The following is a 25,511-nucleotide window of genomic DNA, read 5'->3' as shown; positions in this document are numbered from 1 at the left end:
GGATGGTGCCGCCGCACGCAGCTATCGCGGCAGCCTGTGCTATGGTATGAAAGATTGTCGAATAATTACATGTCGTATCCCATCCTGCCCGAGGCAGCGTCCGATGCCGTGTGCGCCAGCGCCACGATACTGGTCATCGATGACAGCGCCACCAGCCGCAGCGCGGCCGAAAAGGTCTTGCGCGAGGCAGGGTATCGCGTGGTGGTGGCGGAAAACGGCTTTGAGGCCCTGGCCAAGATCGCCGATTGCCAGCCGGCGCTGATCGTGTGCGATATCGTGATGCCGCGCCTGGACGGCTACCGCACCTGCGCGCTGATCAAGGCCAGTGCGGCGCATCACGCCACGCCGGTGCTGATGCTGTCGTCAAGGGAGGGCTTGTTCGACCGCGCGCGCGGCGCCATGGCAGGCGCCAGCGCCTGCCTGGCCAAGCCGCTGGCGCGCGAGGTGCTGCTGGAGGCCGTGCGGCTGCACCTGGCCAGGCATTTTGAGTAGTGATTTATTGATTGACAACGCAGCAAGGAAGCAGATGGCCATACACACAATTCTGATCGTCGATGACTCGGCGACAGAACGCTACTACCTGAGCGAGATGCTGGTGCGTGCCGGTTATGCCGTCTTTACGGCGCAGGACGGCGCCGACGCGCTGGCGCAACTGAAGCAGGCCAGGCCCGACCTGATCCTGATGGACGTGGTGATGCCCGGTGCGAATGGCTTCCAGATCACGCGCGCGATTGCGCGCGATCCCGAACTGCAGGACGTGCCGGTGATTATCTGCTCCAGCAAGAGCCAGGAAACGGACCGCATCTGGGGCTTGCGCCAGGGCGCGCGCGATTATCTGGTCAAGCCGGTAGTCGAAGCCGAGCTGCTGGCCAAGATCGCTGCGATTTCCTGAGAATGCGCACGATGCCAGGTAACGGCGTGTCCACCGCGGTCTTTTCGCCTGCCGCTGCCGCCATGCCATCCTTCGAGACGGGCGCGCGGCACGGGCGCTTGCGCCAGTATCAGCTGCAATTGATCGAGCGGATACAGGCCGCGCGCAGCGGCGCGCTGGCGGCACGCAGGGAACTGGGCGTGATGCTCGGTGGCCGGCCGTGCCTGCTTGACCTGACGCAGCTCGGTGAAATCGTCATCGCTGCCGGGGTGCAGATCCAGGGCGTGCCGCTGGCGCAGGACTGGTACCTGGGCCTGGCGGCCATGCGCGGACGCCTGACGGGGGTCGTCGACCTGGCCCGCTACATGGGCGAACCGGCTTGCGCGGCAGGCAGTCACTGCCGCATCATCACCTTTTCTCCGCGGCTGGGCCTCAATTGCGCTTTGCTGGTCGAGCGGGTACTGGGCTTGCGCCAGTTGCGCACGCTGCAATCGGTGCGCGTTCAGGATGCGGCGCAGGGTGTGCTCCCATCGTGGGCGGCGCAAACGCTGCGCGACAGCGAAGGGCAGCAGTGGCTGCGCCTGGACCTGGCGCAGCTGGCGCAAGCGGAGCGCTTCCTCGATGCCGGTTTTGGCGGCTTCGCCGAGCACAAGGACATTTGCTGATGGGCGCCCATTCCCCTATCCTGGCGGCCGGCATGCCCGAGGCGGAGCATGCTGCTGGCGAGCCGGCAGCGGCGGCCGACCTGCCGCTGCGCCTGCGCGACGCGCTGGGACGGCGCAAGTCGCTGGCCCAGGCACCCGTCAGCGACTTGAAGCTGCCGCTGATCGGCCACTTTCCGCTGCAAAAACAGCTGAGCATCCTGTCGACGGTGATGGCCATGAGCCTGGCCGCCAGCCTGCTGTTCGTCGGCCTCAACACGCGCAGCGGCAATATCGCCTCGGCGCAGACGCAGCTGGCCAGCGATGCGCTGATGCATTCGCAGCGCATCGGCAAGGCCGCGCCGAACGCCGTGCAAGGCAATCCGGAAGCCTTCCGCCAGCTCGAGGAAAGCCGCAATGAACTGAATCAGGATTTCCGCCTGATGCTGCGCGGCGGGACGTATCATGGCCGCGATATCGGCGAGTCGCGTTCCGCCCTGCTGGCGGCGGTGGCCGACGCGCGCAAGAAGTGGGCCAGCAGCGACCGCGCGGCCAGCACCATCCTGCGCCTGAAAACGGAGCTCGGTGAATTCGACAAGACCTTGCAGCAATTGAACGCGCTGTCGCCGGCGCTGCTGGCGCAGACCGAGGAAATCGCGGCGCTCAAGGTGCAGCGCGGCGGCAATGCGCGCGACCTGGCCGTCGTCGGCCGTCTGATGATGCTGAGCCAGCGCATGAGCCGCAGTGCCAGCGAGTTCCTGTCGTCGGGCAGCATCAGCTCGGAAACGGCATTTTCGCTGGGGCGCGACACGACGTATTTCCGCACCGCCGTCGAAGGTCTGCTCAATGGCAGCGTGGCGCTGCAATTGGCGCCCACGCGCGACGCCGAACTGCGCGACCGGCTCGTCGCGCTGAAGGGCAGTTTTGATAATTACCAGAAGCTGGTCTCGTCGATACTCGACCGGCTGGATAAATTCAGTTCGGCGAAAAGCGCCGAACAGCTGATCTTCAACGAAAACGAAGACCTGCGCCAGCGTCTGACGCTGCTGCAGCAGATGTACCACGTGAACCAGGAAACGCTGGGCATGGCCTTCTGGATGATGGTCGGCGGCGTGTTGCTGACCCTGATCGCGGCGGCCGGTATCGGCCGCGTGCTGCTGCAGGACTCCGTCAACCGCACGCGCGACGCCGAGCGGCGGCGCCAGGAAGCGGAAATCCTGCGCCTGCAGTCGCAGGAAAAAGAGGAAGAGGCGAAGGCCCGGAATGAGCAGAACCAGGCGGCCATCCTGCGCCTGATGAACGAATTGCAGAAGGTCGCCGACGGCGACCTGACGGTGCAGGCCACCGTGTCGGAAGACATCACGGGCGCCATCGCCGATTCCGTCAACTACACGGTCGAGGAATTGCGCGGCCTGGTGGGGAGGGTGACGGCGACGGCCGAACAGGTCAACCGCGCCTCGACGCAGGCACAAAGCATCTCCAGCAAGCTGCTGATCGCTTCGCAGCAGCAGTCGCGTGAAATCCAGGGCGTCAGCGCCACCGTGGTCAAGATGGCCAATGCGATTACCGACGTGTCGAAGTCGGCCAGTGTCTCGGCCGACGTGGCACGCCAGTCGGTGGCGGCGGCGCAGCAGGGGGCGACGGCAGTGGAAAACGCCATCAAGGGCATGCATGAAATCCGCGAGCAGATCCAGGATACCTCCAAGCGCATCAAGCGCCTGGGCGAATCGTCGCAGGAAATCGGCGAAATCACCGAGCTCATTTCCGACATCACCGAGCAAACCAATGTGCTGGCGCTGAACGCCGCCATTCAGGCCGCATCGGCCGGCGAAGCGGGGCGCGGCTTTTCCGTCGTCGCCGAGGAAGTGCAGCGCCTGGCCGAACGCTCGGCTGCCGCCGCCAAGCAGATCGGCGCGCTGGTGCGCACCATCCAGGCCGACACCCAGGATGCTACCCGCGCGATGGAAAAATCCACGCACGGCGTGGTCGAGGGCGCACACCTGTCCGACGCGGCCGGCGCTGCCTTGAACGACATCAGCCAGGTGTCGAAACACCTGGCTGAACTGATCCAGGGCATCTCGTTCGCCACCGGCACGCAGGCCGGTTCGGCCAGCGGCGTGGCTTTGAATATCCAGCATATCCTGAGCGTGACGGAGCAGACCCAGGATGGCACGCAGCAAACAGCGCAGTCGATCCACAAGCTGTCGATGCTGGCGCAGGAACTGAAAAATTCGGTGTCGCGCTTCCGCGTCGCCGCCTGAACGCCGCGCCAGTCCAGGCGATTTCTTTACCGAGGCATGCATGAGCACACCTGATAGTCCGCAGCAGTCCAAGCCGTTCGACAGCGAGCCGTTGTCGTGGGTGATGGTGGAAATCCGCGAAGCGCTGGGCCGCTCGAAAACGGCGCTGTTTGAAGCCGGTGGCCGCCAGCGCGAGGAACGCGCCACGGCACTGCAGCATGCACGCTCGCACCTGCATCAGGCGCATGGCGCGCTGGTGATGGTCGACGTGGCCGGCGCCAGCCTGCTGACGGATGGCGCGGAACAGGCGCTGGCGCGCTTTCGCGATGGCAGCCTGGAATATACGCTCGACCATGCGCAGATCGTCGCCGGGCTGTATCAGGCCCTGACCGAATACCTGGAAGACCTGGTGGCCGGCACGCCGCCGCAGCCGACGCGTTTGTTTCCCTACTACCGCGACCTGCAAACCATGCTGGGCGCCGAGCGCATCCACCCGGCCGACCTGTTTTTTCCGCCTGCATCGATGCTGGAAGGGCATGCCATCGCGCTGGCGGAATCGCCGCCGGCAGCCGATTATCCGGCCTGGCGCGGGCGCTTTGAAAAGTCTTTGCTGCCCTTTCTGAAAGCGCAGGATGATGCGGCGCGGCGTCAGCACGCCAGCGACTTGCATGCCACCTTGACCCTGGTGGCCGACGCGCAGCAGGCAGCGCCGGCGCGAACCTTCTGGTTCGCCATGCAGGCGTTTGCGGGACTGGCGGCCAGCGGCGAGGGCATGGGCACGCTCAACGTCAAACAGTTGTTCGGCCTGATCAATCTGCAATTGCGCCGCCTGGCGCAGGGCACGGCCAGCCTGCCCGAAGCGATGCTGCGCGACGCCCTGTACTTCATTGCCGCCGCCGCCGAGCCCACATCTGAGGCACGCCAGCTGCGTACCGCCTTCGCCCTGGAAGGCATGGTTCCCGCCGACGTGGAAGCGCGGCGTTACGGCCAGGTCGACCAGGAAGCCTTGCAAGGTGCACGCGCGGCCCTGGCGCAGGCGCGCGCCAGCTGGGGCCGTCTGGCGCAAGCCGACCTTGATCCCGCCCTGGGCGACGCATTCCAACAGTCCTTGCAGCAGGTGGCGGCGCAGACCGACATTCTGCGGCAGCCTGCCCTGGCCAGCCTGCTGCGCGAATGCGCGGCCGTGGCGCGGCTAGCCGTGGCCAGCGGGCGCAGTGCGGCGCTGGAAAATGAAATCGGCATGGCGCTGCTGTTTGCCGACACGGGACTGGAGCAGGTGCGCCGCCTGCCCGACGATTTCGCCGGCAATGCGGAAACCATCGCCGCGCGCCTGCAGGCGCTGCTCGCTGGCGAAGCGCCGCCGCCCGTCACGGCGGGCGAGCTGTCGCGCCAGATCGAGCAGGGCCAGACCGTCGCCGCGCTGGCCGAAGACATGAAGACGGGCTTGCGCCAGGTGGAAAAGGTGCTCAACGCTTATTACGCGGATGCCTCGCGTGGCGTGGCGGGGGCCCTCGATGGCGTTGCCCCCGTGCTGGAACAGTTGCAGCAGCAGCTGGCCGGACTGGGACAGGAAGACGCGCGCGCCGCCGTGCTGCAGGTCGATGCGGCGGTGCGGCAGCTGGCCGCTGGCGACGCCAACGCGGACGCCAAGGCGGACGCGCACGCCGGGGCGCTCGATGAAATCGCGCAAAATGTCAGCGCGCTGGGATTTTTTGTCGATATGCTGGGCCGCAACGCGCAAGCGGCCAGCGGACGTTTCCATTTCGATGCCGCTGCCGGCACCTTCCGCGCGCTGCCATTTGAAAAAGTCGCCGCCGCCGGCGCCGTACCGGTGCCCTTGCTCGACCAGGCCCTGGCGCCCGTAGCGCCTGCCGGCATGAATGCCGCACCGGCAGTGACCGATGTCGACGCGGAGATGCTCGATATCTTCATTGCCGAAGCGCGCGAAGTGCTGGCCTTTATCGATGCCACGCTGGCCCTGCCGCGCGAGCAGGCCGCCAGCGGCGACCACCTGGCCATGCTGCGCCGCTGGTTCCATACCTTGAAAGGCAGCAGCCGCATGATCGGCCTGGCGCAGTTTGCCGAGGCGGCCGACGCCATCGAACGTGTCATGAATACCTGGCTGGCCGAAGCGCGCCCTGTCAGCGATGATCTGTTTACCCTACTGAATTACGGCTGGTACCAGCTCAGTGAATGGGTGGCCGAACTCGAAGGCGGCGCAGGGCGCGAGCGCGAGGCCGGCATGCTGCTGGCGGCGGCCGAGCGCGTGCGCGAAGGCGGTCCGTTCGAACTGCGCAAGCCTCGCCCGGCATCGGCCGCACCGCTGGCCAGCAACGGCAATGTGATCGGCTTTCCGTCCGCCACGGCGCCCGCCGCCCATGAAGCGCCCGACGATAACCTCAAGCACGTCGGCGACCTGCGCGTCAGCCTCCCCTTGTACAACATCTACCTGGCCGAGACGGATGAATTGTTGCGCGTGCTGACGCGCGACTTCGGCGAATGGCGCCATGAACAGCGTGCCGTCAGCGCGGAGGCGCTGCAAGCCGTGCATACCCTGGCGGGAACGTCGGGCACGGTGGGTTTCCAGTCCCTGCGCGACCTGGCGCACGCGCTGGAAACGGTGATCGAAACGGTAGTGCCGCCGCTGACCGGCCTGCGCGCCGAACAGCACGACGTGCTGGAGCAAGCCACGCAGCGCATCGGGCAAATGCTGCAGGCGTTTGCGCTGGGCGACCTGGCGCCAACGCAGCCGGACATGATCGAAGCGCTCAACACCCTGTGGCGCGCCCTGACGGCGCCGCCCGGCGAGAGTCAGGAAGAGCGGCTCGACGCCCTGTTTGCGGCCGCCTACGCCAGCATCGTCGGCGCGCCGGCGCAAGCTGACGAGCCACTCGCCGAAGTCCCTCTGCCGCAGCTCGAGACCTTGTTCGAGGCGGCGTATGCGAGCATCGTCGCCGACGCGCTGCAGCCCGCTGCGGCTGAAGTGCCGGCGCCCATGCAGGACAGCGGTGCCCGCGACGACCTGTTCGACGCCGGTTTCGAGCACGCACCGCCGCCGGAACACGCGGCGCCGGAAGCGCCGGCGCCCGCCATCATGCCGGCCGATGCGGCTGCGCTGCTGGCGGCCAGCGCCGGCATCAGCGATGAACTCGACCTCGATTTATTGTCCGTCTTCCTGGAGGAGGGCGCCGACCTGCTGCCGCAGATCGGCGAGGCGCTGCGCAGCTGGCAGCAGCAGCCGCATGACAGCGGCCAGGCGCAGATGCTGCTGCGCACCCTGCATACGGTCAAGGGCAGCGCGCGCATGGCCGGCGCCATGCGCCTGGGCCAGCATGCGCATGAAATCGAGACGCATATCGAAAACATGCTGCACGCTGGCACCGCCACGCCGCAGGCCTTCGAGGAATTGCTGGCCCATTACGACCATGCGCTGCACCTGTTCGAACAGCTGCAGCAGCCCTTGCTGCCCTTGCCGGGCATGGAAGACACGCCGGCCGCCGAACCGAAGGCGGCGCTGGTGCGCGTGCGCGCCGACATCCTCGACCGCCTGGTGAACCAGGCCGGCGAAGTGTCGATCACGCGCTCCAAAATGGAAAATGAAGTCGGCGTGCTGGGCGCTTCGCTATCCGAGTTTTCCGACAACCTGGCGCGCCTGCGGCGCCAGCTGCGCGAAGTGGAAATGCAGGCTGAATCGCAGATCGCCTCGCGCATGGCCGTCGGCAGCGAGCGCGAATTCGACCCGCTCGAATTCGATCGCTTTACGCGCCTGCAGGAACTCACGCGCATGATGGCCGAAAGCGTCAACGACGTGGCCTCGTTCCATGAAAACCTCAGCCTCAGTGTCGACGCGGTGACGGACGACCTGGTGCTGCAGGCGCGCCTGACGCGCGAGCTGCAGCGCGACCTGATGCAGATCCGCATGGTGCCGTTTGCCAGCATCGCCGAACGGCTGTTCCGCGTGGCGCGGCAAAGCGCCAAGGAAGTCGACAAGCGCGTCAACCTCGATATCCGCGGTGGCGGTGTGGAAATCGACCGCAGCGTGCTCGAACGCATGGCGGCACCGTTTGAACACCTGCTGCGCAACGCCATCGTGCACGGCGTCGAGCCGCGCGAGGCGCGCCTGGCTGCGGGCAAGAGCGAGACGGGCGAGCTGCTGGTGCAGGTCAGCCAGCAAGGCAATGAAGTGGCGATCGCTTTTTCCGACGACGGCGCGGGGCTGGACCTGGAACGCATCCGCGCCAAGGCGCACGGCGCCGGCCTGGTGGCGACGGATGCGCCTTTGACCGACGCGCAGGCCGCCGAACTGATTTTCACGCCCGGTTTTTCCACCGCCGACAGCCTGACGGAACTGGCAGGGCGCGGTTTTGGCATGGACATCGTGCGCTCCGAAGCGCTGGCCCTCGGCGGACGCGTGGAAACGCTGACGCAGGCGGGACTGGGCATGCGCTTCACCATCCACTTGCCGCTGACCCTGGCCGTCACGCAAGTGGTGCTGCTGGCGGCGAACGGCAAGACGTATGCCTTGCCATCGGTGCTGGTGGAGCAGGTGCTGCACCTGAAAGGCGAGCAGCTGCAGCAGGTGCGGGCGGCCGGGCGCATCGAGTCGCACGGGCAGTCGCTGGCGCTGCACCACCTGTCGGCCATGCTGGGCGAGACGCCGGCCGCGCAGGCCACGCAGCGCCATGCGCCCGTGCTGCTGCTGAGGAATGGCAATGACAGGCTGGCGCTGCAGGTCGATGACGTGGTGGGTAACCGCGAAGTCGTGGTCAAGCATGTGGGCCCGCAACTGGCGCGCATGCCGGGCATCGCTGGCGCCACGGTGCTGGGCACGGGCGACATCGTGCTGATCCTCAATCCGGTGGCGCTGGCGCAGCACCTGGAACACCATCCGGAACTGCTGTCGCAATACGCGCTGGCCAGCAGCGAACAGCATGCCGCCTCCAGCGCACTGGCCGTGCCAGCCGTGCGCGTGATGGTGGTTGACGATTCGCTGACGGTGCGCCGCGTGATGCAGCGTTTGTTCGAGCGCGAAGGCTATCAGGTGCTGCTGGCCAAGGATGGCCTCGATGCGCTGGAGCAGCTGCATGCGCTGGAACCGGCGGCCATGCCGGCCCTGCTGCTGGTCGACGTGGAAATGCCGCGCATGGATGGTTTCGACCTGACGCGCAATGTGCGCAGCGATGACAAGACACGTGCCATCCCCGTCATCATGGTCACCTCGCGCAGCGCCGACAAGCATCGCGCGCACGCGTTCGAGCTGGGCGTGAATGCGTATTTCGGCAAACCGTTCCAGGAAGAGGAATTGCTGGCGGAAGTGGGGCGCTTGCTGGGCGGTGGCGTGGCGTAGGTCGGGTTAGCGCGCAGCGCGTAACCCGACACCACCACTGGCGCCGCCACCGGCCGGATTACGCCACCACCTTCACCACCGCATAGCGCTCCAGGGTCTCCTTGCGCGCCTCATCGTGCTGCACGATGGGTTCAGGATAGTCGCGTCCCAGCACGATGTTTTTTTGCTCGAGCAGCATGCGCGGCACCAGCCAGGGCGCGTGGATTTCCTTGTCGCCCAGCGCCTTCAGCTGCGGCAGGTAGCGGCGGATGAAGCGTCCGTTCGCATCGAATTTTTCCGACTGCGTGATGGGGTTGAAAATGCGGAAGTAGGGCTGGGCGTCGCAGCCGGACGACGAAGCCCATTGCCAGCCGCCGTTGTTCGACGCCAGGTCGAAGTCATTCAGGTGCAGCGCGAAATACGCTTCGCCGCGGCGCCAGTCGATGCCCAGATCCTTGATCAAAAAGCAGGCCGTGACCATGCGCAGGCGGTTGTGCATATAGCCCGTCTGGTTCAGCTGTGCCATGGCCGCGTCCACCAGCGGATAGCCGGTGCGCCCCTCGCACCAGGCGGCAAACGCGGCATCGGCCTCGGGTCCTGTTTCCCAGGCGATCGCGTCGTAGGCCGGCTTGAAGGCGCCGCCTTCCACATGCGGGTTCTGGTACAAAATCATGGCGTAGAAATCGCGCCAGATCAGTTCGGCCAGCCACACGGGCGCGCCGTCGCCGCCACCGCCCCGGTCCATCAGGTCGACCACGCTGCGCACCAGGTAGCGCAGCGACACGGTGCCGAAGCGCAGATGCATGGACAGGTAGGACGGCCCCTTCAGGGCAGGGAAATCGCGCGCCACGTCATAGCGGGCCAGGCGCGGCAGGAAATCCTCGAACAGCGTGCTGGCGCCCGACATGCCGGTGGGAATGGCCAGTTCGGCCAGGTTGCTGGCCTCGAAACCCAGCTCGCCCAAGGTGGGCAGCGGGGCCGGCGTGCCGCTGCGCGGCGGCGCCAGGCTGGCCGCATGCGGTTCGATATCGAGCGGCGCCAGGCAGCCCGGTTCGGCGCGCATTTTCTTCAGCCAGGCATTCTTGTACGGCGTGTAGACGGTGTACGGCCTGGCCGAAAGCGTCAGCACCTCGTCTTTTTCAAAGATCACCTGGTCCTTGAAACTGAACCACAGGCGCGTCTCGTGCGTGAGCGCGGCCGCTACCCTGCGGTCGCGGGCGATCGCTTGCGCTTCGTAGTCGTGGTTGGCAAACACGGCGTCGGCGTTCAGCTCGGCGGCCAGGCGCGGGATGGCTTCGGCGGCGTCCGCGTGCAGCACGATCAGGTCGCCGCCCAGCTGGCGTAGCTCGTCAGCCAGTTCGGCCACGCTGGCATGGATGAAATCGACCCGCCGGTCGCGGCGCGGCAGCGTTGCCAGGATGGCGGTGTCGTAGACGAAGACACAATGCACGGCCTGGCTCTGGCGCAGGGCGTGATGCAATGCAGCATGGTCAAATGCGCGCAGATCGCGCCGGAACCACACCAGGGAAGTCTTGATTGTCATTATTTTTACGTGTTCAGGGTCAAAGATAGGCCATTTTTTGCCGCCAACAGGGCTTTATGGCCGCTCACGTCGTGCCTTTGGCGTCGCTGCGGCGGCAATTCAGTGTAAACTACAGGGTATGTTCGTGGTGGCTTATGTGCGACAGCGATTGTGTAATCAATTTTACAATTGGCATGGCCATGCGCCCGCATGCAGGGTGATGTTTAAATGACGCAAGTTGCAAAGCGTGCGTGGCGTAGTCGCAAGGCCAGGCGAATTGATGACTAAATTATAATAAATTCACAACATAACAAGAATAACGCCTGGCATCATGGTGCGCGCCGCCCAGCATTCGCGGCAGCTTGCGCCAGGCGTACGATAGCGGGGTAAGCGAGACTTGCCAGCAAGCCCACAGAGAGAGCATCGCGTATGAAAAAGAGTAAAATCGACCAGACTCTACCAGGACATCGTTTGATGCAGGGTGTGGGAGAGCCGGCCGCGACCGGTTCCTCCACCTTGAATCTGGCTAACCATTTCCTGATCGCGATGCCGGCCATGCAAGATCCGGTCTTCGGCGGCACGGTCGTGTACGTTTGTGAACATAATGAAAACGGTGTGCTGGGCGTCGTCATCAACAAACCCACCGACATGACCATGGAAGTGCTGTTCGATCGCATCGATCTGAAACTGGCGGCCGGCAGCGACACGCCCATCATCAATGAACCGATCATGTTCGGCGGCCCCGTGCAGGACGACCGCGGCTTCGTGCTGCATACGCCGGGCGCGCACTATTCCTCGTCGCTGACGGTGACCGATGAAATCGCGTTTACCACCTCGATCGACGTGCTCGAAGCCGTCGCCAAGGGCGATGGTCCCGAGCGCATGCTGGTGTCGATCGGCTATTCGGGCTGGAGCCCTGGCCAGCTGGAAGACGAGATCGGCCGCAACGGCTGGCTGACGGTGGGTGCCTCGGCCGACATCCTGTTCGACTTCCCCATCGAGCAGCGTTACGTGGCCGCCATCAAATTGCTCGGTATCGACCCTCTCATGCTGGCATCGGAAGCCGGACACGCATGAGCGGTGACGCCATCGACACCATCCTCGCCTTCGATTTCGGCTTGAAACGCATCGGCGTGGCCATCGGCAATAGCATGATTTGCCAGGCCAAGCCGCTCAGCGTGATCACGGCCACGGCGAATGAGCCGAAGTTTGCCGCCATCGATAGCCTGATCAAGGAGTGGGGCGCGAGCCGCATCGTGGTGGGCTTGCCCAGCCATCCGGATGGCACCGAACACGAGATGAGCGCGCGTTGCCGCCGTTTCGCCAACCAGGTGCATGGCCGCTTCAACCTGCCGGTGGAACTGGTCGACGAACGTTATTCCTCGGCCGTCATCGCCGCCAAACGCGGCGAAGTCATCGATGACCGCGCCGCCGCCATCATCCTGCAACAGTATTTCGACGCGAATTATTAATCTGACCTTAGACTCCCTCCCTGAATGATTAAGAACTCTATGCCGCATCCTACGAATCCTTCCCAACTCGACGCCGAGGCCCTGTACGCGGTCTTGCTGCAGCAGGTGCAGAGCGGCCTGGCGGGCATTCCCAACGTGGCCATCGTCGGCATCCATTCGGGCGGCGCCTGGCTGGCCGAACGCCTGGCGCGCGACCTGAACCTGCTCGATCGCCTGGGCGTGCTCGACGTGTCGTTCTACCGTGACGACTTCGCCCAGAAAGGCCTGCATGCCGACGTCAAGCCGACGCAGATCGCCTTCGACGTGGCTGGCGCCACCATCCTGCTGGTCGACGACGTGCTGTACACGGGTCGCACCACGCGCGCGGCCATCAATGAATTGTTCGACTATGGCCGTCCGGCCAAGATCATGCTGGCCGCCCTGGTCGACCGCGGCGAGCGCCAGCTGCCGGTGGCCGCCGATTTCGTGGCTGCCTTCACTGCCGTGCCGGCGGGCCAGGCCCTGGTCCTGAAGCAAGCCGACGATGGAAAATTCACGCTCACCCTAGATACCCACCATGCTTAATCCGCAACTGAATAAACACGGCGAACTGCAACATCTGCTGACGATTGAAGGCCTGCCGAAGTCTATCGTCAACCACATCCTCGATACCGCTTCCTCGTTCGTCGGCATTTCCGACCGCGATGTGAAAAAGGTGCCGCTGATGCGCGGCAAGAGCGTTTTCAATCTGTTCTTTGAAAACTCCACGCGCACCCGCACCACCTTCGAGATCGCCTCGAAGCGCCTGTCGGCCGATGTCATCAACCTCAATATCCAGGCCTCGTCGGCCAGCAAGGGCGAGTCCCTGCTCGACACCATCGACAACCTGTCGGCCATGCATGCCGACATGTTCGTCGTGCGCCACGCGCAGTCGGGCGCGCCCTACCTGATCGCCAAGCACCTGATCGACACCAAGCAGCCGCACGTACACGTCGTCAACGCGGGCGACGGACGCCACGCGCACCCGACCCAGGGCTTGCTCGACATGTACACGATCCGCCACTACAAGAAGGATTTCACCAACCTGACGGTGGCCATCGTGGGCGACATCCTGCACAGCCGCGTGGCGCGTTCCGACATCCACGCGCTGACCACCCTGGGCGTGCCGGAAGTGCGCGCCATCGGCCCGCACACGTTGCTGCCGGGCGGCCTGGAGCAAATGGGCGTGCGCACCTTCACCAACATGGATGAAGGCCTCAAGGGCGTGGACGTGATCATCATGCTGCGCCTGCAGAATGAACGCATGAGCGGCGCGTTGCTGCCCTCGGCGCAGGAGTATTTCAAGAGCTATGGCCTGACGCCCGAGCGCCTGGCGCTGGCGAAACCGGACGCCATCGTCATGCATCCGGGTCCGATGAACCGCGGCGTGGAAATCGATTCGGCCGTGGCCGACGGTCCGCAGGCGGTGATCCTGCCGCAGGTGACGTTCGGTATCGCCGTGCGCATGGCGGTGATGAGTATTTTGGCTGGTAATCAGGGCTGATAGCCCAAGGACGAGTAAGCGAGCATGACGACACTACATATCAAGAACGGCCACCTGATCGACCCTGCCAACGGCATCGATGGCTTGCAAGACCTGTTTATCGCCGATGGCAAAGTGCTGGCCGTGGGCAGCGCCCCGGCCGGTTTCAAGGCCGATACCACCTTTGATGCGGCCGGCCTGGTGGTGGCCCCCGGCCTGGTCGACCTGTCCGCGCGCCTGCGCGAGCCGGGCTACGAATACAAGGCGACGCTGGAGTCGGAACTGCAGGCGGCCCTGCAAGGCGGCGTCACGAGCCTGGTGTGCCCGCCCGACACCGACCCGGTGTTAGATGAGCCGGGCCTGGTGGAGATGCTGAAATACCGCGCCAAGACGCAGAACAAGGCCCACGTGCACCCGCTGGGCGCGCTGACCATGGGCTTGAAAGGCAAGTCGCTGACGGAAATGGCGGAACTGACGGAAGCGGGCTGCATCGGCTTCGCACAGGCGGAGGAACCGATCGAAGACACCACCGTGCTGCTGCGCGCGATGCAGTACGCGAACACCTTCGGCTACACCGTCTGGCTGCGCCCGCAGGATCCGCATATCGGCCGCGGCGGCATCGCCCACAGCGGCCCGCTGGCCTCGCGCCTGGGCCTGTCGGGCGTACCCGTGATGTCCGAAACCATCGCCCTGCACACGATCTTTGAATTGATGCGCGCCAGCCGCGCGCGCGTGCACCTGTGCCGCATCTCGTCGGCGGCGGGCCTGGAGCTGATCCGCGCGGCCAAGGCAGAAGGCTTGCCCGTCACCTGCGACGTGGGCGTGCACCACGTGCACCTGACGGATGCCGATATCGGCTTTTTCGATTCGAACGCGCGCGTCACACCGCCATTCCGCAGCCAGCGCGACCGCGATGCGATCCGCGCCGGCCTGCTCGACGGCACGGTCGACGCCATGTGCTCGGATCACACACCCGTCGACGACGATGAAAAACTGCTGCCTTTCGGCGAAGCCTCGCCCGGCGCCACGGGCCTGGAACTGCTGCTGTCGCTGGCCCTGAAATGGGCTGACGACTATGCGCTGGCGCAGCCGCAAGCGGGCGCGCGTCCACTGGCGCGCGCGGTGGCCAAGGTCACGTCGGATGCGGCCAGGGTCGCCGGTATTCCGGCCGGCAGCCTGGCCGTGGGCGAAGCGGCCGACATCTGTGTCTTCGATCCCGCCGCGCGCTGGACCGTGTCGTCGGCGTCGCTGGCCAGCCAGGGCAAGCACACGCCTTTCCTCGGCTATGAGCTGAGCGGCATCGTCAAGGCGACCATCGTGGCCGGACAGGTGGCGTTTCAGCGCTAATTATTTGTATCGGAGCCGTAGGTCGGATTAGCGGTACGCGTAATCCGACAAGTCCATGGCGGCTCCTGTCGGCTTACGCAGCGCCTCACCGGCGCAGCTAAGCCGACCTACGCGGCTGTATGGATTTGCTTCCAACCTTGGTGTCATTTGAAACTTCTGCTTACCTACCGCCTCGCGCGCATCGCCATTCACCTGGGCTGCGGCATGGCCAAGAGCGCCGTGCTGTTCCCCTGGCTGGACCTGGAGGGGCGCAACCGGCGCATCCGCCGCTGGTCGACGCAGCTGCTCGACATCTGCGGCGTGCACGTGGCGCTGCCGGCCGACGGCGTGCCGGCACTCGACCATGCGATGGTGGTGGCGAACCACGTTTCGTGGCTCGACATCTTCGTCATCAATGCCGTCCATCCCTGCCGTTTCGTCGCCAAGGCGGAAATCCGCGCCTGGCCTATCCTCGGCTGGCTGGCGGGGCGCGCCGGCACCATCTTCATTTCGCGCGGCAGCAAGCGTGACCTGCGCCTGATTTTCCAGGGCCTGGTGGATAAATTGACGGCGGGCGAGCGCATTGCGTTTTTCCCCGAAGGCACCACCGCCGCGCAAGGACAGATCCTGCCGTTTCACGCGAACCTGTTCGAGGCGGCCATCGATGCGCGAGTGCCGGTGCAGCCGTTCGCGCTCGTGTATGTGGATGACAAGGGGGACTTGCATCACGCCGTCGATTTCATCGGCGAGATGAGCTTTGCGCAAAGCATGGTGGCGATTCTGAGTGGCCCACCGATTACGGCGCGCCTGACCTGTCTGGCTTCCGTTGCTACGGCCGACGCGCACCGGCGTGAGCTGGCGGCGGCAACGCAGGCGGCGGTGGCCGCTGCGCTGCCGCTGGAACAGCTTAATTCTTGACGTGCAGCCAGCGCGCGTGGGCGGCGCGGGCCAGGTAGTCGAGCATAAACCCTAAAATCCCGATCAGCACGATGGCGGCCATCAGCTCCGAATACGCGAGGCGGTCGCGCGTGTCGAGGATGAAGTAGCCGAGGCCGGCCGACACGCCCAGCATTTCCGCCGGCACCAGCACGATCCAGATGATGCCGATGGCCAGGCGCACGCCCGTCAGAATATCGGCCGTGATGCCCGGCAAAATCACCTTGAAGACGATCTCGCTGCGCGTGGCCGACAGGCTGCGCGCCAGCAGCAGCCAGTTCGGATCGAGGCGCGCCACGCCGGCCGCCGTATTGAGCAAAATCGGCCAGACGGCCGCAAACGCCAGCAGGAAGTACACGGGCGCGTCACCGACGCCCAGCACCATCACGGCAATCGGCATCCACGACAGCGGCGAAATCATGCGCAGCAGCTGGAACAGCGGCATGGCCGCGCCGGAAAAACTTTTCGACATGGCCACCAGCACGCCCAGCGGCACGCCGATGATGATCGCCAGCCCCAGGCCGACAGCCACCCTTTGCAGGCTCAGTACCACGTGCAGCCAGATATCCGCACCGCCCAGCATTTCCCGGAACGCCAGCGCCGTGGGCAAGGGCGCGAAGGCGGTGGCGATCGGCGTGGATTTCTCTAGCGCCGTCACACCCACGGACCACAACAGCAAGGCACAGGCCAGCCCCACCAGGGGCAGGCCGAACTTCGTCAACAACTTGCTTGCCATCGTCAGACCGCCACGGTTTCGCTGCGCAGCAGGTTGGCCGGCAAGCCGAAGGCGGCCGGGCCACCGACTGCCGTGATGGCCTTGCGCACGAAGCGGTCATCGACCAGGTCGCGCGCGGCGAATTTTGGATCGAGATTGGCCAGGAAGCGCGTATCGCCTTCGACCTTGGTGCGGCCGATCGCGCGCACCAGTTCTTCCGTGTACGAGGCGAACGGATACGGCTGGAAGTCGATGCGGCGCTGCTGCCAGTTCTTGTGCACGATCAGGCCCTGCTTTTCGTAGCTCGCGTAATCGGTGGTGGCCAGCACCTTGGTCAGCACCTGCAGCGGATGCGGCGTGTAGCGGTGCTCGCCCACGTTCGACAGCAGCTTGGCCGTGTCGACCTGGTTCGAGCGCGTCCACAGCTGCGCCTTGACGATGGCGTTGGTCACCTTCTGCGCCCATTCGGGACGCGTGTTGATGTCGCGCTCGGACAGGAAGGTGACGCAGCAGGCATGGTTTTTCCACACGTCGCCCGAGAAGCGCAGGATCTTGCCGATGCCGGCGTTTTCCGCCGCCGCATTGAACGGCTCGGCCACGATGTAGCCGGCAATCGACTTGCTGGCCAGGGCCGAGACCATTTCAGCCGGCGCCAGCACGATCAGGTTGACTTCATTCGATTTGATGGTGGCGTTGCGCGCGCGCGTGACCGGGGTCAGGCCATTCGAGGACAGGATTTGCTGCAGCAGGATGTTGTGGATCGAGTACCAGAAGGGGATGGCGACCGTGCGCCCGCCCAGATCGGAGACCTTGTTGATCTCGTTGGCCACCGTCAGCGCGGAGCCGTTGACGTGGTTCCAGGCGACGACCTTGGCCGGGAACTTGGCGCCGTAGCGCACCCACAGCGTGGCCGGCGACAGCAGGTGGATGACGTTGACCTGGCCGGCGACGAAGGCTTCGATGATCTGCGCCCAGCTGCGGAACAGGCGCGGCGTTTCCGCCTGCAAGCCTTCCGCTTCAAACAGCTTGCGGGCGTGGGCGACGAGCAGCGGGGTGGCGTCGGTGATCGGCAGGTAGCCGATTTTCACGGGCTGGTCGTCGCCTTTCGGACCTTGCTGGGCCAAGGCGTCACCGGCGAACAGCAGCGGCGAGGCGACGCTGGCGGTGGCCAGGGCCGACATGCGCAGGAAGTCGCGCCGCGTCAGGCCGCAGTCGCAATCGGACGAGGCGCAGATATGCAGGGGTTTGTTTTGATCTTCGAATGTCATGGGAAAGTTCCGGTCGATTAATTGGGGGCGAAGGCGGGCGTTTGATCCTGCTTTTGCAGCGCCTGCAGGGCGTCGAGGATGTCCATCTTGAGGGCGATCACCTCGGCGCTGTGGCCGATGCGCGGCTGGGCGATGGCAACGGGCCATTCGCGCACGATGTTGCCGGGCTTGCCGCCCATCAGCAAGATGCGGTCGGCCACCAGGATCGCTTCATCGATATCGTGCGTGACGAGCAGCACGGCCGTATGCCAGCGGTGCACCACGTCGACCAGCAGTGACTGCATCTCGGCGCGCGTGATGGCGTCGAGCGCGGAAAACGGCTCATCGGCGAACAGCAGTTCCGGTTCGCGCGCCAGCGCACGGGCCAGCGCCACGCGCTGTGCCATGCCGCCCGACAGCGCGGATGGATACAGCTTTTCGCGGCCCTTCAAGCCCACCGCTTCGATGGCTTGCGCCACGCGCGCCTGGTGCGCTTCGCGCGTGAGTTGCGGCTGGTGCTTGAAGTCCAGGCCGAAGCCGGCATTGCCCGTGACGTTCAGCCAGGGCAAAAGGCTGGCCTGCTGAAAGACGAGGGCGCTGCGCGGGTCCGGTTCGCGCATGGGGGCGTCGAGGAATTGAATTGCTCCCGTGGATGGCGGCTGCAAGCCGGCCAGCACGCGCAGCAGGCTCGATTTGCCGCAGCCGCTGCCGCCCAGCAGGCAGACGATTTCGCGCTTGCGCACCCCCAGCGAGACATGCTGGAACACGGGTGCCGTGCCCGGATAGGCGTAGCTCAGGTCCTGTGCCTGCAAGGCCCAATCAGCAACGATCATGCCGACGCTCCCGCCTTGGCCGCCTGCTGGCTGTCGAACAGCTGCAAGGCTGCCTGCAATTGCGTCAGGCTGGGGGTGACGATGGGGATGAACGACGATTCGCGCCAGCGGCGGGCAAAGCCCTGCTGCTCCGCGTTCAGGTAGGCGCGCCCGCCCATCGCCTGCAGTTCCAGCATCAGCGCCTGCTGCAGCACATCGGCCAGCTGTATGCGCAGGCGGAACATGGCCGGCGCCTGCGTCTTGAAGCGGCCATCGTGCACGCCGGCCAGCAAGGTGGCAACAGCCGCCTCCAGGGTGACTTGCAGCGCTTCGATGCGCGGCGTGAGCGCGTTGCGCGAGCCGGCCGAGATCTGCGCCGCCTTTGCCAGGCTGGCGCGCGCCAGGCCGATCGACAGGCCGCACTGCATGCCGAGGAACGAGGGGCGTACCTGCGGCAGCCAGGCTGGCGCATTGTCGCTGATGATGTCCGCAGCGGGGATGTGCACCTGCGTCAGCTTGACGGAGGCCGTATTGCTGCCGCGCAGGGCGATCAGGTCCAGGTCGTCGCTGCGCTGCACGCCTGGCGTGCCGCTGTCGAAGGCGACGATGGCGGGTGGCGCGCCGTCGTTCGGCGCCACGGCGGCGGCCGCGACAAAGCCCGCCTTGCGCAAGTTCGTCACCCAGGCCAGGCCGCCGTCGACCAGCAAGCCGTCATCCTGGCGCACGCCCGTGATTTGCAGCTGCTCGATACCGGACAAGAATTTCATGGCGTTCGACAGGCCGCTGGCACCGGCCTGTGTGCCAGCCAGCAGGCCGGGCAAACGGCGCTCGGCCAGCGCGCGGTTCTCGCTTTGCAGCAGGAATTCGATGAAGCAGCGCTGGCCCCAGAAAACAAAGGCCGCCGTTACCGATTGCTCGGCGACGTAGGCGATGGCGTCGATGGCGTCGCGCACGTCGCCGCCCGCGCCGCCGTGCTCCTGCGGCACGCCGATGGCCAGCAGCTGGTCGCCGGCCAGCGCGGGAAGTACAGTTTCAGCCAGTGTCGACGATTGGTCGAGCTCGTCGGCATGCATGTGCAGCCAGTGATTGAGGTGGCCCATGTCAGACGGCGCCAGGCAGGTAGGGTGTCAATTGCGGATTGACGGGCGTGCCGGCCAGGCTGTTGGAAAAATTGCACAGGGTGGCCAGGCTGATCCCCAGCACGACTTCCAGCGCCTGCTGTTCGTTGTAGCCGGCGGCCAGGAAGGCTTGATATTCGGCGTCGCTGACGGCGCCGCGCGTGGCGATGACGGCCGTGGCGAAGGCGGCGACGGCGTCCAGCTTCGTATCGCCGGTCGGCTGGCCATGCTGCAGGGCGCGCACGATGTCGGGCGTCTGGCCCGCTTTTTTCAGCGAGATGGCGCTATGGCCGGCGATGCAGAAATCGCAGCCGTGGATGCGCGCGGCCGTGATTTGCACCACTTCGCGTTCCATTAACGTCAGGCTGGCGCGCGCATTGATGCCGGAGACGGTCAGGTAGGTTTCCAGTGCCAGCGGGGCATTGGCCAGCACGCCGATCAGGTTGGGCAGGAAGCCATTGTTGGCGATGGCCTTTTCCACGAAGGGGCGGCTATCGGCCGGGGCGGTATCGAGAGTGTGCAGCGTCAGACGGGACATGGGGTACCTTGCTAAGTTGGTAAGTCACCCGGCCATTATATCGGCCATATCGCGCACGCAACAGACGTCAGCGTCGTCCTTTTGTGCTCGTTCGTCTGTGATTGTGCGATCCTTGATTCCGGCAGGCTCTTAGCTGGCCAGCTGGCGCAATTTCTGGTCGCGCCGGTAGGCGCCCGGTTGCTCGCCCGTGACCCGCTTGAAGGCGCGTGTAAAGGCGGCGTGCGAGCGGTAACCCACCAGTTCGGCCGCGCGTTCGACGGAGACGCCGTCGTGCAGCCGGCGTGCCGCGATCTTCATGCGCAGCAGGAGCAGGAATTGGGCCGGCGAATGGCCGCTGGCGCTGGCGAAATGCTTGCAGAAGCTGGCGCGCGACATGCACGCCGCCTTGGCCATGTTCTCGATCGACCAGTCGTCGGCGGGGGCGTCGAGCATGCGTTCGAGCAGCGGCGAAAATGCGGGCTGGTGCAGCAGCGACAGCAGGCCCGCCGCCACCTGCTCGCCCTGCGCCACGTGGCGGATCAGGTAAAAGAACAGCAGTTCGACCAGGCGCGCGATGAGCGGCGACGGCTGCTCCGGATCGCCGCCCGCTTCAAGCAGGATCAGGTCGAACAGCGCAGCGGCGGCGCTGAAGGCGGGCGCGTCGCCGCGTATCAGCAGATATGGCGGGAAGGAGTCGACGATCAGTGCGGAGAGGGCGCCGCGAAATTGAAAGAAGCCGCAGGCCAGTGCCGTCGCCGGCTGCTGCGTGGGTGTTTGCAGCGGCAGCATGGCTTGCGCGCTTGCCGCCTGCAACGGATCGCTGTGCGGGCTGAGGAAATGCGGCAAGTCGCGCAGCAGGAAGACGCCATCGCGCGGGCCGAGCGCTATCGGCGCCGCGCCATCGAGGTGCAAATAGCAGTGGCCATCGAGCACCAGGTGAAAGCTGCCCAGTTCCCGGCCCGCCGTGGAAGCGCGCCAGCGGCCACAGTACTGGCCCACATGCAGGACGGCGGTGTCGAGTTCCAGGCTGCCGAGCAGCCAGCGCGCCAGTCTGTCGGTATCAGGATGCATGGGATGGCACAGGCAAAAGCTGCATCATACGGCGCAGGCGCGCCAGGGCCAACGACCGATTGCGATTAAGCATATGCGCGCCGTAGTGCTTACTGTTTTCCACTGTGCCGCTGGAAGGCGGGACAGTCGACTTGCAGCAGCGAGCGATCTTCCAGGCACACGGCCGACAGTTTTCCGCCCCAGACGCAGCCGCTATCAAGGCCGATCAGCTCGGGTCGCAACTGCAATCCCAGCGCCGACCAGTGGCCGAAGACGACAGTGTCGCCCGCGCTGCGCCGGCCCGGCACGTCGAACCACGGCAGCAGACCGGAGCCTGGCGGCGCGCTGCCGCTCTCCTTCATCTTGAAGTCCATCACACCGTCCGGCGTACAAAAGCGCAGCCGCGTCATGGCGTTGACGATACAGCGCAGTCGGTCGGCGCCCTGCAGGTCGTCACGCCAGGCGGCCGGCTCGTTGCCGTACATGTTGCGCAGGAATGCCACCCAGCCATCGCTGCGCAGCATGGTCGACACTTCCTCGCTCAGGGACAAAGCCTGGGTCGCGCTCCATTGCGGCAGCAAGCCCGCATGCACGAGCACATGCCCCTGGCGCTGCAAGGCGAGCGGGCGCTGGCGCAGCCAGGTGATCAACTCGTCGCGATCGGGCGCGTCGAGGATCTCGGTCAGCGTATCGGACGCATGCTCGGGCCGGATGCCGTTGGCCACGGCCAGCAAATGCAAGTCATGGTTGCCCAGGACACTGTCGGCCAGGCCTTGCTGCGCCAGCGCGTGCACGTGGCGCAGGGTGGTCAGCGAGGCCGGGCCGCGATTGATCAGGTCGCCCGCGAACAGCAGGCGGTACGGGCCATCCGCTGCCGCCTGGATCCGTTCGATCAGTTCGACGGTTTGTGCATGGCAGCCTTGCAGATCGCCGATAAAGTAAGTTTTCATATGTGTCAGGGTGAAGTGAACTACGCGCATGCATTATAAGCATGGCTGCCCTTGGTCGTCGGGAGCATTTCTGGCTGATGCCGGATTGCGCGAATGGCCGGCCGGAAGGGAAAGGCCGGACGCGATTATTTTGTATGGGCATTTACTTCAGCTGAATATTTTTCTGCTTTATCGCGATAATAATTGCCTCGCATATTTTCTGGAATCGATGATCATGCCATGCCAGCTGGAATGTCATTTTATGCATTTTTATTCATGTTTTCACGATTGGTTTCGACATATTCTTCATTTAATCTTAATGTTGAGCCGGTAAATACATCGCGGTCCGTCATTCAGGCGACGAGGAATTACGTTACGGTGCGCGGATTTTTATGCAATGTAGTATATTTCACGTGATTTTATTATTTAATTGAATATAAAGGATATACGGGATGGATCTGTCAACGATGACGATGCTGGAATTGCGCAAGCTGGAAGATAATGTGAAGCAGGAATTGAACAGCCGCGAGCGTGAAGATTTGAACAAGGCGCGCGAACAGATCATGGCCATCGCGCAGCAAGCGGGCATTCCGCTGAAACAGCTGATACTCGACGGCTTGCACCCGCGCACGGGCAAAGTCGCGGTACGATACCGCCATCCTGACAATGCTACTCAACAATGGACAGGCCGTGGTCGCCAGCCGCTGTGGGTCAGGCAGTGGGTGGAATCGGGCAAGTCCATCGATCTGCTGCGCGTATAATTCGGTATACTCCTGGCGCAGTGGCAAGCTGCCAGCCACGCGCTGTACCTTGCCAGGCACCTTATCGATACCCTTACTTTATAGCGCGCACACCATGCTTCCATTGTCCAGAACGATCTTCAAGGCCTACGATATTCGCGGCATCATCGCCAAAACCCTCGATGCCAGCGTGGCTTACAAGATCGGTCAGGCATTTGGCCAGGCCGCCCTGGCCAAGGGTGAGCAGCGGGTCGTGATCGGCCGCGATGGCCGCCTGTCGGGGCCTGAACTGACGGCGGCGCTGGCGCAGGGCTTGCAAGCGGCAGGCGTCGATGTGATCGACCTGGGCGTGGTGGCCACGCCGATGGTCTACTTCGGCACGAATGTGCTCGACACGCGTTCCGGCATCATGGTCACGGGCAGCCACAATCCACCCGATTACAACGGCTTCAAGATGGTGCTGGCGGGCGAAGCGATCCACGGCGAAGCGATCCAGGCGCTGTACCACAGCATCGTCGCCCACGATGGCAGCGCCAGTACCACGCCGGGACGCTACACCACCCATGATATCCGCGCCTCCTACCTGCAGCGCATCCTGGGCGACGTCAAGCTGGCGCGCCCGATCAAGATCGCCGTTGACTGCGGCAATGGCGTGGCCGGCGCATTTGCCGGCGACCTGTTCCGCGGCATGGGCTGCGAGGTCATCGAACTGTTCTGCGACGTCGATGGCAATTTCCCCAACCACCATCCGGACCCGGCGCATCCGGAAAACCTGCAAGACCTGATCCGCTGCCTGGCCGAGACGGATGCGGAAATCGGCATCGCCTTCGATGGCGATGGCGACCGCCTGGGCGTGGTCACCAAGGATGGGCAGATCATCTACCCTGACCGCCAGATGATGCTGTTTGCCGCCGACGTGCTGACCCGCCATCCGGGCGCGCAAATCCTGTACGACGTGAAATGCACGCGCCACCTGGCGCCGTGGATCAGCAAGCATGGCGGCGTGCCGTTGATGTACAAGACGGGTCACTCGCTGGTGAAAGCCAAGCTGCGCGAGACGGGTGCGCCGCTGGGTGGCGAAATGAGCGGCCATATCTTCTTCAAGGACCGCTGGTACGGTTTCGACGACGGCATGTATTCGGCTGCGCGCCTGCTGGAAATCCTGACACGCGAAGCAGATCCTTCGGCCCTGTTGAACTCTCTGCCGCAGTCCGACAGCACGCCGGAACTGCACCTGGAACTGCAGGAAGGCGAGAACGTCGCGCTGATGGACATGCTGCGCCGCGACGCCGTCTTCCCCGGCAATGAACAGATCATCACCATCGATGGCTTGCGCGTGGAATACGCGGACGGCTTCGGCCTGGCCCGTTCGTCGAACACCACGCCGGTGATCGTCATGCGCTTCGAGGCGGAAACGCCGGCAGCCCTGGCGCGTATCCAGGGACAGTTCAAGAGCGTGATCCTGGCAGCCAAGCCTGACGCCGTTCTGCCGTTCTGACAGCATGGCCGGTCAACCTGGCGCACAGGCGCCCTTGAAAATCCTGCTGGTGCGGGTATCTTCTCTGGGCGACGTGCTGCATAACCTGCCGATGGTGGCGGACATCGCCCGCCATTTCCCGAACTCGACCATCGATTGGGTGGTCGAGGAGGGCTACACCAGCCTGGTGCGCCTGAACCCGCGCGTGGGGACGATCTTCCCGTTTGCGCTACGGCGCTGGCGCAAGAGCCTGGGCAAAAAAGAGACGCGCGCGGAAATCGCCGCCTTCTTCCGCAGCCTGCGCCAGACGCGCTACGATTATGTGTTCGATACCCAGGGCTTGCTCAAGACGGGCATCATCATGGGCGCCGCGCGCCTGGCGCCGGGCGGACAGAAGGTCGGCCTGGCGAATGGCAGCGAAGGCTCGGGCTACGAAGGTATCTCGCGCATCTTTCACACGAAAAGCATTCCGCTCGACCCACGCACGCATGCGGTAGCGCGCGGCCGCCTGGTGGCCGCCGCGGCACTCGGCTACACGCTCGATACGCCGGCCGATTTCGGCTTGCCGGAAGTGTCAGCCAGCGAGCCGCGCCCGGACTGGATGGGCGCGGCACCGTATTGCGTATATTTCCACGGCACGGCGCGGGACGCCAAGAAATGGGCGCCGGAAAACTGGATCGCCCTGGGCCATGCGCTCGCGCCCATGCCGATTTTGCTGCCCTGGGGTTCGCCCAAGGAAAAGGCCGAAGCAGAAGTGCTGGCGGCCGGCCTGCCGAATGCGCGCGTGCTGCCGAAGCTGTCGATGGGCGATGCCACCCTGCTGGCGCGCCACGCGGCGCTGGTGGTCGGCGTCGATACGGGCCTGACGCATATCGCCGCCGCCTTTGTGCGTCCGACGGTGGAAATCTATGCCGATTCGCCGCTGTGGAAAACGGAAGGCAACTGGTCGCCGAAAATCATCAACCTGGGCGACAAGGGCGCGCCGCCCGGCGTGCCGGAAGTGCTGGCCGCGGCACAGCGCCTGCTGGCCGACTATCCTCCCGCCTGACGTCAACCGCCTGACTTCAACAT

At 64.9% G+C, this 25,511-nt stretch carries 22 protein-coding genes; 14 read left to right on the top strand and 8 right to left on the bottom strand.

The features are described 5' to 3' along the window. Nucleotides 1-69 precede the first annotated feature (69 nt). The 5 genes from FJQ89_RS14585 to FJQ89_RS14565 are packed head-to-tail and all read left to right on the top strand — an operon-like array spanning nt 70 to nt 9,099. The gene (locus FJQ89_RS14585) at nt 70-492 is read left to right on the top strand and encodes a response regulator (protein ID WP_141170699.1); all 423 of its coding nucleotides are present in this window, start codon (nt 70-72) and stop codon (nt 490-492) included. Nucleotides 493-526: 34 nt separating this feature from the next. Beyond that, the gene (locus tag FJQ89_RS14580) at nt 527-892 is read left to right on the top strand and encodes a response regulator transcription factor (protein ID WP_071075535.1); all 366 of its coding nucleotides are present in this window, start codon (nt 527-529) and stop codon (nt 890-892) included. A gap of 26 nt (nt 893-918) precedes the next feature. Beyond that, nucleotides 919-1,536: a chemotaxis protein CheW gene (locus tag FJQ89_RS14575; RefSeq protein ID WP_341474463.1), complete on the top strand. Its 618-nt coding sequence runs from the start codon at nt 919-921 to the stop codon at nt 1,534-1,536. Further along, entirely contained in the window at nt 1,536-3,773 is a 2,238-nt protein-coding gene (locus tag FJQ89_RS14570) for a methyl-accepting chemotaxis protein (protein WP_141170697.1), read from the top strand. Before FJQ89_RS14575 ends, FJQ89_RS14570 begins: the two co-directional genes overlap by 1 nt. A gap of 40 nt (nt 3,774-3,813) precedes the next feature. Beyond that, entirely contained in the window at nt 3,814-9,099 is a 5,286-nt protein-coding gene (locus tag FJQ89_RS14565) for an Hpt domain-containing protein (RefSeq protein WP_141170696.1), read from the top strand. Between the two features lie 58 nt (nt 9,100-9,157). Here the strand turns inward: FJQ89_RS14565 and FJQ89_RS14560 are convergent, their stop codons facing one another. Further along, nucleotides 9,158-10,621 (bottom strand): cryptochrome/photolyase family protein, encoded by a 1,464-nt coding sequence (locus FJQ89_RS14560; protein WP_141170695.1) that lies wholly within the window; start codon nt 10,619-10,621, stop codon nt 9,158-9,160. Between the two features lie 453 nt (nt 10,622-11,074). On the opposite strand from FJQ89_RS14560, the gene FJQ89_RS14555 reads away from it, so the two are divergent. The 6 genes from FJQ89_RS14555 to FJQ89_RS14530 all read left to right on the top strand — a co-directional run bounded on the left by FJQ89_RS14555 (nt 11,075) and on the right by FJQ89_RS14530 (nt 15,817). Continuing rightward, nucleotides 11,075-11,677, top strand: coding sequence for a YqgE/AlgH family protein (locus FJQ89_RS14555; RefSeq protein ID WP_099762174.1), 603 nt, complete (start codon nt 11,075-11,077; stop codon nt 11,675-11,677). Then, nucleotides 11,674-12,072 (top strand): Holliday junction resolvase RuvX, encoded by a 399-nt coding sequence (ruvX, locus tag FJQ89_RS14550; RefSeq protein WP_232730726.1) that lies wholly within the window; start codon nt 11,674-11,676, stop codon nt 12,070-12,072. Before FJQ89_RS14555 ends, ruvX begins: the two co-directional genes overlap by 4 nt. 39 nt (nt 12,073-12,111) lie before the next feature. Then, on the top strand, nt 12,112-12,636 hold the full coding sequence (gene pyrR, locus FJQ89_RS14545) for a bifunctional pyr operon transcriptional regulator/uracil phosphoribosyltransferase PyrR (protein WP_071075539.1): 525 nt from the start codon (nt 12,112-12,114) through the stop codon (nt 12,634-12,636). Then, a complete protein-coding gene (locus tag FJQ89_RS14540; protein ID WP_034746695.1) occupies nt 12,629-13,594 on the top strand; it encodes an aspartate carbamoyltransferase catalytic subunit in 966 nt (321 codons plus the stop codon). The genes pyrR and FJQ89_RS14540 overlap by 8 nt, the downstream gene beginning before the upstream one ends. Nucleotides 13,595-13,618: 24 nt before the next feature. Beyond that, a complete protein-coding gene (locus FJQ89_RS14535) occupies nt 13,619-14,920 on the top strand; it encodes a dihydroorotase (RefSeq protein WP_141170694.1) in 1,302 nt (433 codons plus the stop codon). Between the two features lie 147 nt (nt 14,921-15,067). Beyond that, the gene (locus FJQ89_RS14530) at nt 15,068-15,817 is read left to right on the top strand and encodes a lysophospholipid acyltransferase family protein (RefSeq protein WP_141170693.1); all 750 of its coding nucleotides are present in this window, start codon (nt 15,068-15,070) and stop codon (nt 15,815-15,817) included. Here the strand turns inward: FJQ89_RS14530 and FJQ89_RS14525 are convergent. The 7 genes from FJQ89_RS14525 to FJQ89_RS14495 all read right to left on the bottom strand — a co-directional run bounded on the left by FJQ89_RS14525 (nt 15,807) and on the right by FJQ89_RS14495 (nt 22,244). Continuing rightward, nucleotides 15,807-16,571, bottom strand: a complete 765-nt coding sequence (locus FJQ89_RS14525) for an ABC transporter permease (protein WP_205704495.1) — start codon at nt 16,569-16,571, stop codon at nt 15,807-15,809. The genes FJQ89_RS14530 and FJQ89_RS14525 overlap by 11 nt on opposite strands. A 2-nt stretch (nt 16,572-16,573) precedes the next feature. Then, a complete protein-coding gene (locus FJQ89_RS14520) occupies nt 16,574-17,818 on the bottom strand; it encodes an ABC transporter substrate-binding protein (RefSeq protein WP_141170692.1) in 1,245 nt (414 codons plus the stop codon). A 17-nt stretch (nt 17,819-17,835) separates the two neighbouring features. After that, nucleotides 17,836-18,630 carry an ABC transporter ATP-binding protein gene (locus FJQ89_RS14515; protein ID WP_141170691.1) on the bottom strand — a complete coding sequence of 265 codons (795 nt, stop codon included), beginning with the start codon at nt 18,628-18,630 and terminating at the stop codon, nt 17,836-17,838. Further along, a complete protein-coding gene (locus tag FJQ89_RS14510; RefSeq protein ID WP_141170690.1) occupies nt 18,627-19,709 on the bottom strand; it encodes an acyl-CoA dehydrogenase family protein in 1,083 nt (360 codons plus the stop codon). Before FJQ89_RS14510 ends, FJQ89_RS14515 begins: the two co-directional genes overlap by 4 nt. Nucleotide 19,710: 1 nt before the next feature. After that, nucleotides 19,711-20,265: a carboxymuconolactone decarboxylase family protein gene (locus FJQ89_RS14505; protein WP_141170689.1), complete on the bottom strand. Its 555-nt coding sequence runs from the start codon at nt 20,263-20,265 to the stop codon at nt 19,711-19,713. A gap of 129 nt (nt 20,266-20,394) precedes the next feature. Continuing rightward, on the bottom strand, nt 20,395-21,315 hold the full coding sequence (locus FJQ89_RS14500; protein WP_141170688.1) for an AraC family transcriptional regulator: 921 nt from the start codon (nt 21,313-21,315) through the stop codon (nt 20,395-20,397). 89 nt (nt 21,316-21,404) lie between these two features. Continuing rightward, nucleotides 21,405-22,244 (bottom strand): symmetrical bis(5'-nucleosyl)-tetraphosphatase, encoded by an 840-nt coding sequence (locus FJQ89_RS14495; protein ID WP_141170687.1) that lies wholly within the window; start codon nt 22,242-22,244, stop codon nt 21,405-21,407. A gap of 431 nt (nt 22,245-22,675) precedes the next feature. Here FJQ89_RS14495 and FJQ89_RS14490 point away from each other — a divergent pair, with 431 nt between their 5' ends. The 3 genes from FJQ89_RS14490 to waaC all read left to right on the top strand — a co-directional run bounded on the left by FJQ89_RS14490 (nt 22,676) and on the right by waaC (nt 25,488). Continuing rightward, nucleotides 22,676-22,984, top strand: a complete 309-nt coding sequence (locus tag FJQ89_RS14490; protein WP_116745523.1) for an H-NS histone family protein — start codon at nt 22,676-22,678, stop codon at nt 22,982-22,984. Nucleotides 22,985-23,078: 94 nt separating this feature from the next. After that, complete coding sequence (locus tag FJQ89_RS14485) at nt 23,079-24,461, top strand: phosphomannomutase/phosphoglucomutase (protein WP_141170686.1); 1,383 nt, start codon at nt 23,079-23,081, stop codon at nt 24,459-24,461. Between the two features lie 4 nt (nt 24,462-24,465). Then, the gene (waaC, locus tag FJQ89_RS14480; protein ID WP_141170685.1) at nt 24,466-25,488 is read left to right on the top strand and encodes a lipopolysaccharide heptosyltransferase I; all 1,023 of its coding nucleotides are present in this window, start codon (nt 24,466-24,468) and stop codon (nt 25,486-25,488) included. The last annotated feature ends 23 nt before the right edge of the window (nt 25,489-25,511 follow it).

The organism is Janthinobacterium tructae (assembly GCF_006517255.1).
In the GTDB taxonomy this organism is placed as follows: Bacteria; Pseudomonadota; Gammaproteobacteria; order Burkholderiales; family Burkholderiaceae_D; genus Janthinobacterium; species Janthinobacterium tructae.
This window is presented reverse-complemented; position numbering and strand designations above follow the sequence as displayed.